This is a genomic window from Paenibacillus sp. FSL R5-0623, assembly GCF_037974265.1.
GTDB lineage: Bacteria > Bacillota > Bacilli > Paenibacillales > Paenibacillaceae > Paenibacillus.
Window position 1 is genome coordinate 1,038,320 of the sequence record NZ_CP150233.1, and the last position, 17,400, is coordinate 1,055,719.

Below are 17,400 nucleotides of genomic sequence, written 5' to 3' on the forward strand. Positions count from 1 at the left end.
TAGGTACAGCAAAACCCGGAGCATACGCTGCGTTAGCGTAACTCCGGGTTACCTTGTGGACTGAATATCCTATTGCCAGTTTACATTTACAGTCGCTGTACCGCTGGTTGGTGTGGTGAACGTGTGGTTGGAACCACCTTCCCACGTAATGGTTGCACCATTTTTCTTGAAGAATTTGAACTCCAGTTGTTTCCCGGCAGGCACGCTCACATCATAGTACCAAGTTGGGTAGGCGTGGATAACCTGATTGAAGGCAGGGCCAATAGCTGTTGTACCCGTACTCCAGTTGCCCAGTTCTGCCACGTTACCTGCCAGATAGATGTTCTGACCCAGTGTGGTGGATGCATTGTTAATGACAAATCGTACAGTGACCTGATCACCCGTAAGGATGGTGAAGTTGTTATACGCATTGCTGTTGACGCCATTCGCAGCTACTTTTACAGCATAATTGCCTGCGGCAACAGCTGGGATCGTAACTTTAATCTGTGTATCTTCCCAGGATGTAATGGCTGCACCGGTAACGGCTGATGTACCGAAGTATACCGTGCCTTTGGTGGAACCGAATCCGCGTCCGCTAATCGTAACGACATTACCCGGTTTGCCCATCACCGGACCTACATGTCCGATCGTTGGTGTTGTCTCGCTCGTTGTATATTGCCATACCGCTGTTGCACCGGCTGCCAGTGTGAAGGAAGAGACGTTGCCATTGGTGGAAGTGATGTTATTACCGTTCAGTACACCGCCCAATACATCGGTGTAGTTGCCTGTTGGCAGTGAAGTGCTTAGATTCGCAATGCTTGCTGGTGTGGAGAGATTACGGTTCACCGCAACAACAGCTACACTTTTGCCAAATTTGCGCTCATAGACGTACACATCATTATTGATCCAGCGTTGCTGAGTGGAGCCATAGGCAATCGCCGGATTGGATTTGCGCAGAGGGGCCAGCTTGCTGATCACGTTGAAGGCAGTGGTTGTTTTGGAGAAGGAAGGCATTTTGGCCCGATTATCAGGGTCCCCGTTACCCGTCAGATACTGCTCGGTACCATAATAGATGGCAGGTACGCCGCGTGAAGTCAGCGTGAAGGCCAGCGCTTGTTCCAGACGACGGTTGTTGACGGCACTTGTTTTGAACCGATCCATATCATGGTTGTCGATGAACGTAACTTGATCATTCACCTGATTGTAATCTGCCGCTGTGCCTGTAATCATCGAATCCAGAGCATACATATTGGACGTGTTATCCCGGAAGACATCACGTACGGCAGAGTTAAAGCGGAAATCAAGCAGGCTCATCCCGGATTCGTTGGCAAATTCCGTGTTATCCGCATCGGATGCAGCAGATCCCAGGAACCATTCACCAAAGGTGAATACAGGTTTATGTGCATAGATGGAGGACATCCAACTCTTTTGCCAGCCGAGAGGCATATGTTTCACCGCATCTACACGAATGCCGTCCACGCCCATATCAAGCCAGAGCTTGATTGCATCTTTGAAATATTGGTCAATGGTATTGTTGTTGTGATTCAGGTCAGCGAGGTCGTAGAGGTTTTTGTAGATTCCATTCTCCAGGGAGGAAAAGTCGGAGCCGCCGTTGTGATGGAAATATCCATTCGTATCATTCGTGTATCCGCCAACAAGATTACCGTTATCATATAACTTGCCATTCTCAGCAAAGGACGTATCGGTTTCCATGGCAGGAGACGTGTGGTTTGGTGCAAAGTCAATTACGATCTTGATGCCTTTGGCATGAGCAGTCGTAATCAGATTTTGAAAGTCAGCCATTGTTCCGAAATACGGATTGGTCTTCTTGAAATCACGTGCCCAGTAGCCATGATACGCTGTGTTGATCACGCCGCCGTAGTTGATCGTGGCAAAGATATTTTCGACCGGTTGGGAGATCCATAATGCCGTAACGCCCAGATCGCTAAAATAGTTATCGTTGATTTTGTTAATCAAACCCTGCCAGTCGCCGCCACAATACAGCTTCAGGTTACTACAAGTGGCATCGTAGGCAGCTCCGGTAGGATTGTTGGAAGGATTGCCGTCCAGGAACCGGTCTGTAAAGATCTGATAGATAACATCTGTACTAAAGTTCTGCTTGTTGGTAACCGCGGTATCCGCATCGGCATGGATCGCTGAAGCAGGCAGATAGGGAAGTGCGCCCCCTGCAAGTAAACTGAGTGTCAGTGTTGTGCTGAGGAGTACGCGTTTGGCCATTTGAAACATAGTAATCCACCCTTCTCGTGAATGTAGTAGTTTAGATAAACAACCAACCTGGATCTTGAATAATAGCGCTTTCAATACAACAGAATGTTACGCAGTGGATTGAAGACTTCCCTCCTTTTGACACGCCAACAACCCCGGCATCTCCTTCGGGAGTTACCGGGGTTGTCCTAAACCGCTCTGGTTTAAAAGCATGGCCCTCGAGTTATGATCACAACGCTATCGTAAGAAATAATGGATCTTATGTCAATAACTTTTTTGAGAGCATTTATTTTCTATTTTTATGTTTACAAAAGCATGTCTGGGGATTTAAACTATTCGCAGATTCACAATATAAGGGCTATGTATCCCGGGACACTTACGTGTGTTCTGGGACAACCCCGTCTCTTCTGAGGCGGGGTTGTTTGTATTATGCAGTCGAATCGGGAGAAGAGAGGCGGTTGATGATCGTTGAGTACCCATTCTGTCATCGAATGTTTGGAAGACATTCAGGCGTCGCAGCTGGGCAATATCCGCAACATTTATGTGTACCTCCCGCCCGGTTACCATGAGCAGACAGCTCGGCATTATCCGGTTTTGTACGTTCATGCGGGGCAGCGGGCTTTTGGTCCATCCGGGCCATGCAATGAAACATGGAATATGGACCAGGCAGCAGACGGTCTTATTGCCTCCGGGCAGATTGAATCACTGATTATTGTCGGCATTACGCATGTTCGTCCAGTCACGCACAACGAATTCTACCACTTCATCGCTCCTGAGAGAGAGGCCGTGAGTGTGGGGTGCTCAGGCATCGACTATGAACATTTCATCATTCATGAGCTCAAGCCGATCATTGATCATCGTTATCGGACGTTGCCGGACAAGCATAATACCGGGCTGTTAGGTTCATCTGCCGCGGCGCTTTGTACATTGCACATGGGGATGCGAAATCCGGATGTTTTCGGAAAACTGATCATGATGTCACCATTCTATGTGGATGTGCAGCTGGACGAAACATCGGATAGCGGACTGTTGGAAGAAAACATGTACCGTCTGCCAGAGGAAGTACCTGCCGTTCGAATGTGGATGGATATTGGAGATACGGAAGGTCTGTTTCTTCCTTCCCAGGTCAGAAGGGTAGCTCATCAATTACTTGAACGGGGAGTCAGATCGGGTGAGGAATTGGCATTTCTGGAACAGCAGGGTGCCTGTCATCAGGAAGGTGACTGGGGAGCGCGTGTTCATCTCCCGTTAATATACATGTTCGGCCACGTGGGTAAGCCCTCTTCGCTCAAACTGCTTGGAAGGGATGTCATCGGACTACAGGGTGGAATGACCGTGTGTATCAATGCACAGATTCAATATGAGAGTGGGTTGATTCAGAGTCTGCTGCATGGGAATTATACTTCGAGTGACCCGAATATACTTCAGGTGCATACGAGTGGAGCGTTAATTCCGGTCGGTATTGGAAGTGCATTCATCACGCTGACTGTGGGGGAACTGTCTGTTACACGCATCTACTCTGTCATTCCAGAATTGTCCACTCATGTGGAGGTCTGCGTTCGTGCAGAGGTAGCTCCCGAGGAAGACTCCGAGGAAACGATATATGGTGGCATGGGCATGAAACTTGTTCGTTCTGGTAAAGGTCGATATGAAGGTAGTTACCGAGTCCCGCGAGATAGTGGTTTCTCCTTCCGATTTACTCGCGGTTTCCGTCGTTTCGAGACCGATGTGGATGGCAAATCTATTGCCAATCGGGTATTTCGAGCAACAGATGATATGTCTGTGCATTACCAAATCCAGTCATGGGGCAGTACGTCTGCCAAAATGGGAACAGGAGGCCAAAAATGATCATTCACTCATTCGCTCCGGTGCTGGACATTCCCTATTATTATCCCTGCAATTTCCCTCTGATTCATGAAGTGCTCCATCGACAAGGATCCATCACAAGTCTGGCACTGCTGGCGGCAAGTCGGTTGTACAGCCTTCCTTCCTGCGGGGATAAGGGACTGGTGAAGCCTTATTTTCACAAACTGGATTATGTAGAACCGATCTGGAAGATGTATGGACAGCGGGAGCTGGGAAGCTTCGAAGAGGGGAAGATGCTGATCCGGCAGCATATCAGCGAAGGTGAGCTTTTTTTGGCTACAGGAACCAGTTATCACCTGCCTTATTGTGAAGATTATCAGAATCCCGAGTACATTCGCAAACACGTGAAGCAAGGCTCGCGACTGCATCTGGTAGACCATTGGATTGCCTTATATGGTATGGAAGATGAGCATGTCCACGTCTATGATCCCGTTCCCTCCAAGTATTATGGAAAGGTTGCTCAAAGGGCCTTTCATGACTTCTGGAAAGGTAACCAAAGTATACCCGAGCTTGCTCAGGCCAAGCGCAAAGAAGAACTTCGAACGTATGGCACCATGGACATTCGGGCGACTGTGAAACTGGACTCGGCGGGTTATCGCGAGATGTTGACCCAGGCGCTGACAACACAGATTGAAGAATTTCTGACAGGCAGGACGATTACGCAAGGAGAGCGCAATTATTATTTTGGACATGCGGTATCGCTGCAACTGTTACATGCACTGCATGAGGCGAGTGAAGGGGAGCAGGACAATGAAATGCTGATATCCGGTCTGCTGTTTGATATGCGGTGGAGCCGATATTTTCTCAGGGATTTGCTTCAAGAGTCGGCCTTATGGCTCGGTTCTCCCCTTGATCGATATGCAAGAGAATTTAGCGAAATTATCGTACGTTGGGAGAAGGCCTACAATATGCTTCAGGTCAGTCAAATAAAACAGCGTGAGCAGTGGAAAGTACAGCTAACAGGTGTAATTAAAATGTTGGTTACCGATGAATGGCACTGGTATGAGTCACTTCGACAGTCCATACCTCAGGCAGATTGCTTCCCACGTCAGGCTGTGTCGATGATTGGACAAGAACACAGGGAGGATTTGCTCCGTATCGTATTGGATAGTTGCCGGGAGTTAAACGCGTACCATAATACATCGATTCCACTTGGTGAGGGTGGTAACGCTCCACTGTATGGACGAAGTGGGCAACTGGATTCGCTGGAACTCGTGTCATTACTTGCAGTGGTAGAGCAGGGAATCGAAGATCGATGGGGGACGGGGATGGGAGCCGCACTGGCCGAGATGGCTGCTGCTTCCATGCCGGAAAGCCCATATCAGACTGTAGGTTCACTTGTTGATTATCTCGCACAGCAATGGGCGCCTGACCGCGAGGAGGATGCACAATGGTGAACCAATTCTTGCTTGAACGATTTGCGGAACAGGGAGAGCATCCTGCACTGATCTGGAAAGATCAGGAGTACAGCTATCGGTGGCTGCTGGAACAGGTTGGCATCATGAGTAAGTGGATTACAGCAGAAGGGCTGACTGGGCAACTTGTAACGCTGGAGGAAGACTATTCCCCCTATGCAGCGGCAGCATTGGTTGCTTTGCTCGGACAAGGGTGTATCGTGCTTCCCATGGATCGGTACCTGGTTGAAGCCAAACGACAGGAATATATCCAGCTGGCACAGGTGAGATGGCGTTTGGGCATTGAGGATGGCCAGTTGTGCATTCGGCAAACGTGTGAATTATCTGGAGAGGTTCCTGTATTGTTATCCTCGCTGGCACAGGATGGCGTAGGGGGATTGGTACTCTTTTCATCCGGATCAACCGGAGTGAGTAAAGCGACTGTGCATCGTGCAGATCGGCTGTTACATGGTTTTCGGCGGCAAGTTCGGCCTTTCCGAACGATTCCATTCATGATGTTTGATCATATCGGTGGTGTGAATACCATGCTGCAATCCCTGTCCAGTGGGGGCTGCCTGTGTATCATTGCGGATCGATCTCCCGAAGAAGTGTGCCGAACGATTGAGAAGTTTCGTGTGCAGGCTCTTCCGGTCTCTCCAACATTCATGAATCTGTTGCTGCTGGGTAGAAATGATGAGGGGTATGATCTATCCAGTCTTGAAGTTGTGTCATACGGATCGGAAGTGATGCCTGAATCCGTACTGGCAGCCTGGAACCGGAGATTTCCACAACTAAGGACGATACAAGCCTATGGTATGTCTGAACTTGGCATTCTGCCAACCCGCTCCAAAGAGCCAGGCTCGTTGCTGTTTTCCATTCAAGACGAGGGGGTCAAGTACCGGGTGGTGGAAGGAGAATTGCAGATTCATACGGAAACTGCGATGATTGGATATCTGAATGCTCCATCACCCTTTACAGAGGATGGGTGGCTGCGAACAGGTGATGAAGCTGTGCTGGAGCAGGGGTACATTCGTATTCTAGGGCGTCGTTCCGAGATCATTAATGTAGGGGGACGGAAAGTGTATCCTGCCGAAGTTGAGGGTGTTCTGGAAGAGATGGAATGTATTGAAGCGGCCGTAGTTTCGGGAGAACAGAGTGGTATCACGGGTCAGAGGGTGAAGGTGACGATCCGGCTGGCTACAGAATGTACTCTCACCGATCTGCGGCGATCCATCTGGGAATATTGTCAGGACAAGCTGCCTTCATACAAGATTCCGCAGAAAATCGTAATTACACAGGAAGCCCTCGTAAGTTCAAGAATGAAGAAAATACGAAAACCGATGACTTCGATACCCTTCGCCTCGGCTGGGAAATAGGTCGCTGCCATCAATGAGTCTTATCTCAATTGAATCGCTAGCGCTAACGAACCTCAAACATCGTATTGAGGGGGTAATCAAGAAAAGTAAAACCTAACGAATCTCAGTAACGTTATTGCGTCAAAAATACGGCTTCTGCTTGCGAAAATCGACTTATTGGACGCAATAAGGTCTCTCTGATTCGTTATGCATTTAACCCGCGTATAATGAAGAAAATAACGTGTGCTGGGTTCGTTGGGATATGACGTATAAGATGCAGGAGAGGCTGTTCCCCGGTCGTCAATATGACCTAGGGGACAGCCTCTTTGAAGTTATTTTCCCTTGTTAGCCGTATTCATATCAGGCTTTCGCGGGTTGTTTGGCCTCCATTTGCAGTAAGGAGAATCCGTATGCTTCCAGATCGAGGGTCAGTTTATTTTGCCGAGCTTCCACGGTGTTTGATGTGAACAGATTTCGCCAGACGTTACGATCTGCCAAAGGGAGTTCAAGGGTACACGGCTCATCACCCGCATTCAGCACAAGAAGCATACGCTCGCCCGAATTCGAATCCAATCGTTCAATGGCAAGACAGGGATCTCCGGCTTTTGCATATACAATCTTCAGTTCCGTGCTGCGCAGGGCAGGGTGCTGTTTGCGCAGGGCAATCGTACGGGTGAAGAATTCCAGAAGCCCGCGGTTCTGCTTGGTCTCATCCCACTCCATACACTTGCGGCAACCCGGATCATATCCGCCATCAAGTCCCACTTCGTCTCCATAATAGATACATGGTACACCTGGATACGTTAGTAGTAACGTAACGGCAAGCTTCATCTTGCGCTCATCTCCATCACACAAGGACAGCAGTCTGGGTGTATCATGACTTCCAAGCAGATTGAAGGCGGCTTCCGTTACAGGCTGTGAATAGGCTGCAAGCAGTTTGCCGATCTCATTGGCGAATCCAAGTCCATCGAGCTTGCCATGCACCGTGTAGTCCAACACCGAGTTGGTAAACGGATAATTCATCACGGCATCGAACTGGTCTCCCTGAAGCCACATGAGCGAATCATGCCAGATCTCACCGAGCAGATAGGCGTCAGGCTTGATGGCTTTTACCGTCTGACGGAATTCGCGCCAGAACTGATGATCCACCTCGTTGGCTACATCGAGCCTCCAGCCGTCAATGTCCATCTCTTCAATCCAGAAACGTCCTACCTCCAGCAGATATGCCTTCACCTCAGGGTGTTCTGTATTTAGCTTCGGCATAAGCGGTTCAAAGGCAAAAGTGTCATAAGTCGGTATGCCATCCTCCACACGTGGCGGCCAGTCCTTGATATAGAACCAGTCTGCGTAGGGGGAAGAGGCTCCATTCTTCATGACATCGACAAAAGGAGGGAACTCTCTGCCGGAATGATTGAATACTGCATCCAGAACGACACGTATGCCGCGCTGATGACAGGCGTCCACGAACGCCTTGAACTGTTCATTGGTTCCGAAGTGAGGATCAACTTTCATGTAATCGCCTGTATTGTATTTGTGATTCGTCGTGGCCTCGAACAGCGGACAGAAGTAGATGGCATTGATGCCAAGCTGACTTATATGATCCAGATGATCCAGCACACCTTGGAGATCACCGCCGAAGAAGTTCACCGGTGTAGGTTCTCCTCCCCAGGGTTCTGCATTTTTGGGGCTGATGGATGGATCGCCATTGGCATAACGTTCAGGGAAAATCTGATAAAACACAGCGTCCTTAACCCAGGCAGGCGGTTCAAAAATGTCGACTGGATTCATAAATGGAAAATCAAAGAATTCAAGTGGATGATCAGGCAGCGCCTGCTCGAATCCGCGCTCCGTCATCCAGACCGATTCCTCTCCCTGAATCAGTTGGAATCCATACCGCAATCTGCGATAGGGAGGTGAAGTCTCGGCTTCCCAATAATCGAACATTTCATCCCGGGCAAAGATGTGCATAGGGATATGTGTGATCGTCCGATCCCAGGCATATTTGTCACCGGTAATGGCAATCACCGCATCCAGATCCCCACGTTTGGACCGAAGTCGGAGGTGCATAGTCGAGCGGTCATAAGCATAAGACCAATTGAGTTTGGGGCGGTGGTAAATGGCTTCAAGAATCATGTAAATCACTCCTCGTCAGATGATGAAATTCAGATAAAAGCGGCCATTAAACGCAAAAAAGGCACAACCTCAATTGTTCACGAGGTTGTACCTTTCGGCAGCATAGCCTTTTGATTATAGTGCTATTATACGAACTAACTCAGCAAAAGAAAACACTTTTTTTCCTTGAATTTCAAAAATTCTTAAAAAGGATAAAACGATGATTCCATTCACACGTGAACGCCAGAATAGTACAGTCTGACGTTATACATGTGTGGCTGTTTTACATTTGGTAGCCGAGTTTTTCGCCGTAGGCTCTGATTTCAGCATGGTATTGTTGAATGCTTTTGATTCCTAATGCAATCTTGTCATTACCTTGTTTAAGCAGCTTGCTGTTTACTTTCGTTTTGGCAACAGACTTTTTGAACAATTGATATCCTTCAAGCTGAGCGTAGCTGCCTTTGATCAGTTTGGCATGGATTTTTTTCAGTTCAGCGTTCTCAGGTTTGATCTGTTTCAGCATGGAGACATACTTGGTGTAGTTAGGGATGGCTGTATTATTTAGTTTCAGATAGAAGGATTTGCGATTGGAAGATGTGATGTACGTGCTGCCACCCACTGCATTCAAGGCTTTCTTCTCGTATACGGCAGGATCAGTCAATGCATCCAGGTAGTTGAGGAAATCTTCTTCTTCGACTGTAGGAATCGGTTCTTGTTCTGACGTGTCAACTTCTTCATAGTATTCGTCTTCCGAATATGTAGTGGTTGAGTCATCCGCAGCAGCGGCATAGGACCCTGCAGGTGCGAACACCCCGCCGAGCAATACAAAACTCATAATAAATGATAAAATCCAAGATTTTTTCACGTTAAAAATTCCCCTATCTATAGATGTGATTTTATTCCAATGGATAATCTAACATAGTACGACAAGAAATTACAGGAATTGTTTTACAGTTGATTCATCAGTTAAACGCATATGAATGAATAATGATTCACTATCCAAAAGGACATGTATTAGATGAAGCTACAAGGAAGAAGAGAAATGTGCATGTTAAGTTATAGAGAAAAAAATACATATATGGTTTATGTGGAGGCGTATTGTATTCATATATATTGTATTGGTTGGGTTAATATATCTTTATTTAATGTTGTTTTATGAAGTTGAAGAGTTCGACAGGGAGTGAGAAGTTTTTCCAAATAAAATGCTTGTATAATGATTTCATCTCCATTACAATACAATTGATAATGAGATTCAATATCATTTAGATAAAAAAGGGGAGACGGATTTCATGTATAAAGTAAAGAAAAAGTTATACATTTATGCAGCACTTATTCTGATGATTTCACTACTTGCTGGTTGTGCTTCGGGTGGAAGTGCCGAGACAACGAATACGTCCAGCCAAGCTGCAAGCAGCAATGAGAGCAATAATGAAAGTGATACAACCGCCAGTGCGACTGAAGATCAGACCCGAGTGATCAAACATGCCATGGGCGAAACCACAATCAAGGGAACCCCGCAAAAGATCGTGACACTGTTCCAGGGTGCGAATGATGTCGTTGTTGCACTTGGCGTGAAACCGACAGGCGTGGTGGAATCATGGGTTCAGCAGCCGGTATATGAATATCTGAGAGCAGATCTGGACGGAGTTCCACAAGTAGGACAGGAATCGCAGCCCAATCTAGAAGAGATCAACAAGTTGAAACCCGACTTGATTATTGCTACGAAGATCAGACATGAAGAGATCTATGAGCAACTGTCGCAGATCGCACCAACGGTAGTGACGGAGACGCTTTTTGACTGGAAAGAAACGGTGAAAACTGTTGGGGAAGCGATGAATATGGTTGAGCAATCGGATAAATTGTTGTCTGATTGGGATGGCCGTGTAGCAGATTTCAAAGAGAAAATGGGTGACCGTCTGCCGATTGAAGCAACCATTACGAACTTTAGGGCCGATCAGGTTCGTATTTTCTACATGGGTTATGCAGGTAAAATTCTGAACGAGCTTGGATTCACCAGACCTGCTGGACATGATGCAGATACATGGGGAGTAGAATTGACTTCCAAAGAGAACATTCCGGAGATGAATGCAGACATGATCTTTAACTTCAATTCAGGCACAGAAACCGATGCCATTCAGAAAAATTATGATGATTGGACCAGCAGTCCACTGTGGAAAAACCTTGATGCAGTCAAGAACAACCAACTGGTTCAGGTCGATGAAGTGGCCTGGAACATGGCAGGTGGATACACATCGGCCAACATGATGCTGGACGATCTATATAAGCAGTTCAACCTGAACTAACTAACAGGAGCAGGACCTGCCATGCACCAGGACATTCGTTAACGAAGTGTATGGGCAGGCAGGTCTTTTATCATTTTACAGATGAAAGAGTGAGAGTATGTTTCCCCTTTTTACAAAGGCAAGTGCCAAGATCTATGGACTGGCTGGTTTATTCATATTACTTCTACTTGCTTGCCTAGCCAGTATGATTCTGGGACGTACACATATCACGTTTCAGATGGCATGGGAAGCACTGCATTTCTATGACGAGAGTTCTGTGGAACATGTGGTTCTGCTGACGGAACGGTTGCCACGTACAGTTATTGCTGCTGTTGTAGGAGCAAGTTTGGCGGTGGCGGGTGGGCTGATGCAGGCATTGACACGTAACCCGCTGGCATCACCAAGTGTATTCGGGATCAATGCAGGTGCGATCTTTTTTATTGTCATTGCTATTGTGGTATTGTCCGTATCTTCGCTCACTACCATGATGTGGTTTGGTTTTGCCGGAGCTGCCGTTGCGGCGGCAATTGTATATGGGCTAGGTTCCCTCGGTCGTGATGGCCTGACACCGATCAAAATTGTACTGGCGGGTACGGCTATCTCAGCATTGTTTGCCTCGTTCACACAGGCCATTCTGGTGCTGGATGGAACCGGATTGCAGGATGTACTGTTCTGGCTTGCCGGTTCAGTAAGTGGTCGGACGTTGGATATGTTATATCCTGTTCTGCCGTACATGACAGCCGCAGCCATTGTCTCTCTGTTCATGGGCAGAGCCATCAATCTGCTCTTGACGGGTGATGATATCGCCAAAGGCATGGGACAGAATGTAATTCTGATTAAGGTGCTCATGGGAATTGTTACGGTGTTGCTGGCGGGTGGTTCGGTTGCCGTAGCCGGTTCGATCGGGCTCGTTGGTCTGGTTGTCCCACATATCATGCGTGCACTTGTAGGCAACGATTACCGCTGGCTCGTTCCTTACTCTATTGTAGGGGGAGCGATTCTGCTGTTGTCTGCGGATGTGGTGGCAAGGCTGGTGATTATGCCGCAGGAAGTTCCACTTGGTGTCATGACTGCACTGATTGGCGGACCCTTCTTCGTGTACATTGCCCGTAAGGGGGTGACGAAGATATGAGGAAGCTGTTGACTTTCCGCAACAAAAAAGACACCATCTCGGTGCAAATGGAACGAAAATCACTGGTTGTCATCGGCATGTGTATCCTCCTGTTCCTGGTGGCAGGGGTTGTTGGTACCAGTGTGGGCAGTGACTTTATCTCTCCGCTGGATGTGCTCAGAACGATATTTGGTCTGAATGCAGGAGAGCATGACTTCGTCGTGCTGACCTTAAGACTGCCACGGGTGTTATTATCTCTGCTCGTAGGAGCAGCCCTCGGTATGTCAGGCGCACTTCTGCAAGGCATTATCCGTAATCCGCTGGCCTCACCGGATGTCATCGGCATCACCGGCGGCGCGGCCGTTGCAGCTGTAGGTTTTGTTACGTTGCTGGGTGGAGTGGTAAGTATCAAGTTGTTGCCATTGTTCGCCATCGCTGGCGCAATTGTGACGGCTTTGATCATCTACATGCTTGCCTGGAAAAAGGGAGTCAGTCCGATCCGTCTGGTGCTGATCGGGATTGGAGTATCGGCCATTACCGGGGCCGGGACGACCTTTATGCTGATCCTGAGTCCGTTCTACACGGCAGGTCAAGCTTATATCTGGCTGACAGGAAGTGTATACGGAGCATCGTGGACCGATGTCCAAACGATTTTACCGGTTATCGTGATCGTTGTACCGCTGGCGATCTGGTTCGCTCGCAGCCTGAATGCACAGGAGTTCGGAGATGATCTGGCTACGGGATTGGGTGTTACCGTTCAACGGCATCGTTCGGCGTTGTTGTTATGTAGTGTATTGCTGGCGGGAATTGCCGTTGCAGTAGCCGGAACCATTGGATTTGTTGGCCTGATCGCTCCACATATTGCCCGAAAGCTGGTTGGACGGATGTTTGGCAGTATGCTGATTGTGTCTGGACTGGTGGGTGCTCTGCTTGTATTTGTGGCAGATCTGATTGCCCGTACAGCTTTTCTACCGTTAGATGTTCCCGCAGGGGTATTCACCGCAGGCGTAGGTGCACCATTTTTCCTGTATTTGTTGTTCAAGAATCGAAATCAGTTTTGAGGAGGAGAGAGCTGTGAGTATTCTGGAAGCCAAGGAGCTTACGATCTCCTATGGAGCAGATCCCATTATTGAAAATTTGAACCTGACCATTCCCAAGGGACAGATTACCGTCCTGATTGGCAGCAACGGCTGTGGTAAATCTACGCTGCTGCGTACGATGGCCCGGTTGCTGAAATCCAGCTCCGGTTCGGTGCTGCTGGATGGCGAAGAGATTGCAAAGCTGCCGACCAAGGAAATTTCAAGACGCATGTCCATCCTGCCGCAAGGTCCCACCGCTCCGGAGGGCCTGACGGTGAACCAACTGGTGAAGCAAGGACGTTATCCACATCAAACGTGGCTGAAGCAATGGTCACGAGAGGATGAGCGTATGGTCAAGCTGGCACTGGAGTCCACACATCTGACAGAACTCGCGGATCGGCCTGTGGATGCACTGTCCGGTGGACAGCGTCAGCGTGCCTGGATTGCCATGACACTTGCGCAGGGCACCGAAACGCTGCTGCTGGATGAACCTACAACCTATCTGGATATGACACATCAGATTGATATCCTTGATCTGCTGTTTGAGTTGAACGAACGGGAAGGACGCACGATTGTCATGGTACTTCATGATCTGAATCTGGCATGTCGGTATGCGCATCACATTGTGGCTGTTCACAACAAGTCCATCTACGCGGAAGGTAAACCGGAAGACATCATTACGCAGGAGATGGTCCGTAAGGTCTTCCAGATGGAGTGTGAGATTGCGGTTGATCCACTGTTTGGCACACCAACCTGCATCCCACATGGAAGAGGGAGGAGGCTGAATGGGGAGCAGCGTTACACTCAGTTGGCTTGATTACTTCAATAAATGATTCGACGAATGATGATTCAAGCGATATCGCTATTTTTTTCAACCCACCTCGTCAACACTTCTGCGTTTAATGAAGATAACAGGAACAGGCAAGCTCTTGGTTTCATACAATCCAGAGCTTGCAGCTTGTTGTACCTGTTCTTCGATGTAACAAAACCACACCTGCATAAATCTAGCCTGAAATCAATCTTATTTTTCCTTAAAAGTTTATTATTGACAACAAAGATCGAATTGCCATAAAATAGATTTTATATGATATTGATAATCATTATCAATATCATACTACAATAAATATTGATGAACGTAGGAGCAATATAAGTTGAATTAATCATTTACATGCAACGGAGAGGACAGAAAAAACCTGAAAAAGCGGAGCTACAAGCTTTCTGCAAGAAAACTGCATCGAAAGCATACTCTGCGCCTACAAGCTTTCTGAAAGAAAGCTGGCATCGAAAGCATACGCTATCCCCGAAATTTTCCCCTTTGTAAAAGGATTCAAAAAATCTGGGGATAACAGCGATTGGAAGGTTGTTCTGTCATTGTAGCGTCGGTGTAAATAATCTTTAATTCAACTTATATAGGAGCGAGTACCTTCATTCGATCGAGGAGGATTTTCAGTGTTTCCGAAAGGGATTCATAATCTGCAAAACCGACTCATTATAAGCAAAGCGAGAGAAATGGGCATTACCTGTGAGCCGCTTCTTGAGGGATGCGAAGATTTTCTGAAGCTGTCTGTAGGGGACAAAGAGATCATCATTAACAAAACCAGATCTCATCGTCTGCCGTTAATCGCTGGACTGCTCGCCAAGAACAAGCAGGCATGTAATATGTTATTGCATGAACAGGGAATGCCTGTACCATCGTTTATCGTGATCCCGGAGATGGGAAGCGACGCAGTAGCTTTTCTGAATAGATACGGCTCCATTGTAGTGAAACCGCTGGATGCGAGCAGCAGCATGGGCGTGACGCTGGATGTGCGTACTGAAGAAGAACTGGAGACAGCCATTCATCTTGCGAGTGTCCACGGCAGCAGCATTATGTTACAGCAATATGTGACCGGGATCGATTACAGAGTGCTGATCATTAACGGTGAAGTGGCGGCTGTGAACCAGTATCGACCTGTTTATGTCGAGGGAGACGGAACTTCAACCGTTCGGGCATTAATCGAGCAGTTGAATCAGGATCGAATCGAGATGACGTCCATTGGCGAGTATGAAGCGTTTCCCCAGGTGGATGCAGAAACGGAACGATTGTTGGAGGTATTACATGCACAAGGCACAAGCCTGGATGAAGTTCCTGCCGCTGGTGAAGAAATCGAGCTATATGATCTCCGTAACTCAGCCGCCGGAAAAATCAGTGAATTCTACAAGGATTGTACCGAGATCATTCATCCCGTGAATGCGCGAATGATCGTTCAGGCGGCCCAAACTCTTCAGATTGATGTAGCAGGGGTTGATGTTCGTTGTCGTGATATCCGCACGCTGATCTCCAGAGAAGAAGGGGGCATTCTGGAAGTGAACGCCTTGCCAGATCTGACACACCACGTGTTTCCCCATGGGGGGACAACTCGTGATGTGGTTCGGTTATACCTGGAATACTTGTGTCAGGAACAACTTGAATATAAGTCATATAACTTATAACAACGGATAGATGACAATATATAACGGATATCAGATAACAGATACCCTTATTTATAATTCGGGCCTTGCCTGATTTTGAATCAATACCATGCGATATGCAAAATGCAGAACAAGAAATCACAGGCAGCAGTTAAGCCTGAATCGATGATAAGGAGCGTTAGAAGGCTATGTCAGTAGAGGTGCAGACGGAATATCTGAAGATGCAAAATGAGAAGGAGTCCAATGCAAGATCGTACCCCAGACATTTCCCACTTGTCATTAACAAGGCCCATGGGGTGAAGATTACCGATACGGAAGGCCGCGTATTCTACGACTGCCTGGCTGGTGCAGGAACATTGGCACTGGGGCATAACCATGACACGGTGGTCAATGCCATTCGCGATGTTCTGGATCAGCAGATTCCGCTTCATACACTGGATTTGGCAACACCGCTGAAGCTTGAATATATGCAAGAACTGTTCTCCATTCTTCCGGCAGAGATGCGAGATAAAGCCAAAATCCAGTTCTGTGGTCCAACGGGGGCCGATGCAGTAGAAGCAGCCATTAAGCTGGTCAAACATGCTACAGGTGGCAAGTCTATTCTTGCCTTTCAGGGAGGTTATCACGGTTCAACCCAAGCGACCATGTCGATGAGTGGCAACCTGAGCAAGAAACAACATCTGCAAAGCTTGCTACCCGATGTTCATTTCCTGCCGTTTCCTTATGAATACCGCTGCCCATTTGGTGTTGGTGAAGGCATGACGGCCCGGTTGAGCGCACAGTATATCGAGAACTTGCTCGATGATTGCGAGAGCGGTATTGCGGCACCGTGTGGGGTCATTGTGGAGACGGTGCAGGGTGAAGGTGGAGCCATTCCGGCAGATATCGAATGGCTGAGGGAGCTGCGCCGAATCACGGCAGAGCGAAGCATTCCGCTTATCATCGACGAAGTGCAGACAGGCATCGGACGGACAGGGCGAATGTTTTCGTTCGAACATGCCGGGATTGTACCTGATGTAATAATCTGCTCCAAAGCAGTTGGCGGAAGTCTGCCCATGTCTGTCGTCATCTATAAGGAAGAGTTTGATCAATGGCAACCTGGTGCACACACAGGCACGTTCCGTGGCAATCAACTAGCCATGGCAGCGGGACTTGCGACACTTCGTTATATTCGGGAACAGGATGTTTTGAACAACGTGCATCTACGCAGTGAGCAGTTCATGAATCAACTGAATGTAATGAAAGAGCGGTATGCAGAGATGGGTGATGTGCGAGGCAGAGGACTGATGATTGGCGTTGAGGTAGTTGATCCAATGGGACGCAAGGATCGTCTGGGTCATTATCTGCCTAATGGTGCGCTGGCTGAGTCTATTCAGCGTGAATGTTTCAAGAATGGAGTAATTGTGGAACTGGGTGGGCGTCATTCAGCTGTTGTTCGTTTTCTGCCGCCGCTGAATATTACAGAGCAAGAATCGGGTGCAATCCTTGCGATCTTTGAGAAATCGGTAGCTGAAGCGATTGCCTTAGCAACAGCCGCATGGTGAA

The 17,400-nt window shown here is 48.0% G+C and carries 13 protein-coding genes; 9 read left to right on the plus strand and 4 right to left on the minus strand.

What is annotated here, in order from left to right; genetic code table 11:
• Positions 1–69 precede the first annotated feature (69 nt).
• The gene (locus MKY92_RS04735) at positions 70–2,226 is read right to left on the minus strand and encodes an alpha-amylase family glycosyl hydrolase (RefSeq protein WP_339299418.1); all 2,157 of its coding nucleotides are present in this window, start codon (positions 2,224–2,226) and stop codon (positions 70–72) included.
• Between the two features lie 447 nt (positions 2,227–2,673).
• Between MKY92_RS04735 and MKY92_RS04740 the strand changes: the two genes are divergently transcribed.
• Genes MKY92_RS04740 through MKY92_RS04750 form a run of 3 tightly spaced genes read left to right on the plus strand, consistent with a single transcriptional unit; the run spans position 2,674 to position 6,841 of the window.
• The gene (locus tag MKY92_RS04740) at positions 2,674–4,053 is read left to right on the plus strand and encodes an alpha/beta hydrolase-fold protein (protein WP_339299419.1); all 1,380 of its coding nucleotides are present in this window, start codon (positions 2,674–2,676) and stop codon (positions 4,051–4,053) included.
• The gene (locus MKY92_RS04745) at positions 4,050–5,468 is read left to right on the plus strand and encodes a hypothetical protein (RefSeq protein ID WP_339299420.1); all 1,419 of its coding nucleotides are present in this window, start codon (positions 4,050–4,052) and stop codon (positions 5,466–5,468) included. The genes MKY92_RS04740 and MKY92_RS04745 overlap by 4 nt, the downstream gene beginning before the upstream one ends.
• Positions 5,462–6,841, plus strand: coding sequence for a fatty acid--CoA ligase family protein (locus MKY92_RS04750; protein ID WP_339299421.1), 1,380 nt, complete (start codon positions 5,462–5,464; stop codon positions 6,839–6,841). Before MKY92_RS04745 ends, MKY92_RS04750 begins: the two co-directional genes overlap by 7 nt.
• A 339-nt stretch (positions 6,842–7,180) precedes the next feature.
• On the opposite strand, the gene MKY92_RS04755 is transcribed toward MKY92_RS04750, so the two are convergent.
• Together MKY92_RS04755 and MKY92_RS04760 are read right to left on the minus strand one after the other, a co-directional pair.
• Positions 7,181–8,953, minus strand: coding sequence for an alpha-glycosidase (locus MKY92_RS04755; protein WP_339299422.1), 1,773 nt, complete (start codon positions 8,951–8,953; stop codon positions 7,181–7,183).
• 262 nt (positions 8,954–9,215) lie between these two features.
• A complete protein-coding gene (locus tag MKY92_RS04760) occupies positions 9,216–9,797 on the minus strand; it encodes a hypothetical protein (protein WP_076213307.1) in 582 nt (193 codons plus the stop codon).
• A 424-nt stretch (positions 9,798–10,221) separates the two neighbouring features.
• Here MKY92_RS04760 and MKY92_RS04765 point away from each other — a divergent pair, with 424 nt between their 5' ends.
• The 4 genes from MKY92_RS04765 to MKY92_RS04780 all read left to right on the plus strand — a co-directional run bounded on the left by MKY92_RS04765 (position 10,222) and on the right by MKY92_RS04780 (position 14,221).
• Positions 10,222–11,235 (plus strand): iron-siderophore ABC transporter substrate-binding protein, encoded by a 1,014-nt coding sequence (locus tag MKY92_RS04765; protein WP_339299423.1) that lies wholly within the window; start codon positions 10,222–10,224, stop codon positions 11,233–11,235.
• Between the two features lie 97 nt (positions 11,236–11,332).
• Positions 11,333–12,346, plus strand: coding sequence for an iron ABC transporter permease (locus tag MKY92_RS04770; protein WP_339299424.1), 1,014 nt, complete (start codon positions 11,333–11,335; stop codon positions 12,344–12,346).
• Positions 12,343–13,386, plus strand: a complete 1,044-nt coding sequence (locus MKY92_RS04775; protein ID WP_339299425.1) for an iron ABC transporter permease — start codon at positions 12,343–12,345, stop codon at positions 13,384–13,386. Before MKY92_RS04770 ends, MKY92_RS04775 begins: the two co-directional genes overlap by 4 nt.
• Before the next feature lie 13 nt (positions 13,387–13,399).
• Complete coding sequence (locus MKY92_RS04780) at positions 13,400–14,221, plus strand: ABC transporter ATP-binding protein (RefSeq protein ID WP_339299426.1); 822 nt, start codon at positions 13,400–13,402, stop codon at positions 14,219–14,221.
• A gap of 54 nt (positions 14,222–14,275) precedes the next feature.
• Here the strand turns inward: MKY92_RS04780 and MKY92_RS04785 are convergent, their stop codons facing one another.
• Complete coding sequence (locus MKY92_RS04785; protein WP_339299428.1) at positions 14,276–14,404, minus strand: hypothetical protein; 129 nt, start codon at positions 14,402–14,404, stop codon at positions 14,276–14,278.
• A 449-nt stretch (positions 14,405–14,853) separates the two neighbouring features.
• On the opposite strand from MKY92_RS04785, the gene MKY92_RS04790 reads away from it, so the two are divergent.
• Both MKY92_RS04790 and MKY92_RS04795 read left to right on the plus strand, forming a co-directional pair.
• A complete protein-coding gene (locus MKY92_RS04790) occupies positions 14,854–15,876 on the plus strand; it encodes a hypothetical protein (RefSeq protein WP_339299429.1) in 1,023 nt (340 codons plus the stop codon).
• Positions 15,877–16,043: 167 nt separating this feature from the next.
• Entirely contained in the window at positions 16,044–17,399 is a 1,356-nt protein-coding gene (locus MKY92_RS04795) for a diaminobutyrate--2-oxoglutarate transaminase (protein ID WP_339299430.1), read from the plus strand.
• Position 17,400 lies beyond the last annotated feature (1 nt).

Bases quoted from the DNA above. Each gene is read 5' to 3' on its own strand.
- MKY92_RS04765 (WP_339299423.1), top strand. From the start codon at position 10,222: ATGTATAAAGTAAAGAAAAAGTTATACATTTATGCAGCACTTATTCTG.
- MKY92_RS04755 (WP_339299422.1), bottom strand. From the start codon at position 8,953: ATGATTCTTGAAGCCATTTACCACCGCCCCAAACTCAATTGGTCTTAT.
- MKY92_RS04735 (WP_339299418.1), bottom strand. From the start codon at position 2,226: ATGTTTCAAATGGCCAAACGCGTACTCCTCAGCACAACACTGACACTC.
- MKY92_RS04775 (WP_339299425.1), top strand. From the start codon at position 12,343: ATGAGGAAGCTGTTGACTTTCCGCAACAAAAAAGACACCATCTCGGTG.
- MKY92_RS04795 (WP_339299430.1), top strand. From the start codon at position 16,044: ATGTCAGTAGAGGTGCAGACGGAATATCTGAAGATGCAAAATGAGAAG.
- MKY92_RS04745 (WP_339299420.1), top strand. From the start codon at position 4,050: ATGATCATTCACTCATTCGCTCCGGTGCTGGACATTCCCTATTATTAT.
- MKY92_RS04770 (WP_339299424.1), top strand. From the start codon at position 11,333: ATGTTTCCCCTTTTTACAAAGGCAAGTGCCAAGATCTATGGACTGGCT.
- MKY92_RS04750 (WP_339299421.1), top strand. From the start codon at position 5,462: ATGGTGAACCAATTCTTGCTTGAACGATTTGCGGAACAGGGAGAGCAT.
- MKY92_RS04785 (WP_339299428.1), bottom strand. From the start codon at position 14,404: ATGCAGGTGTGGTTTTGTTACATCGAAGAACAGGTACAACAAGCTGCA.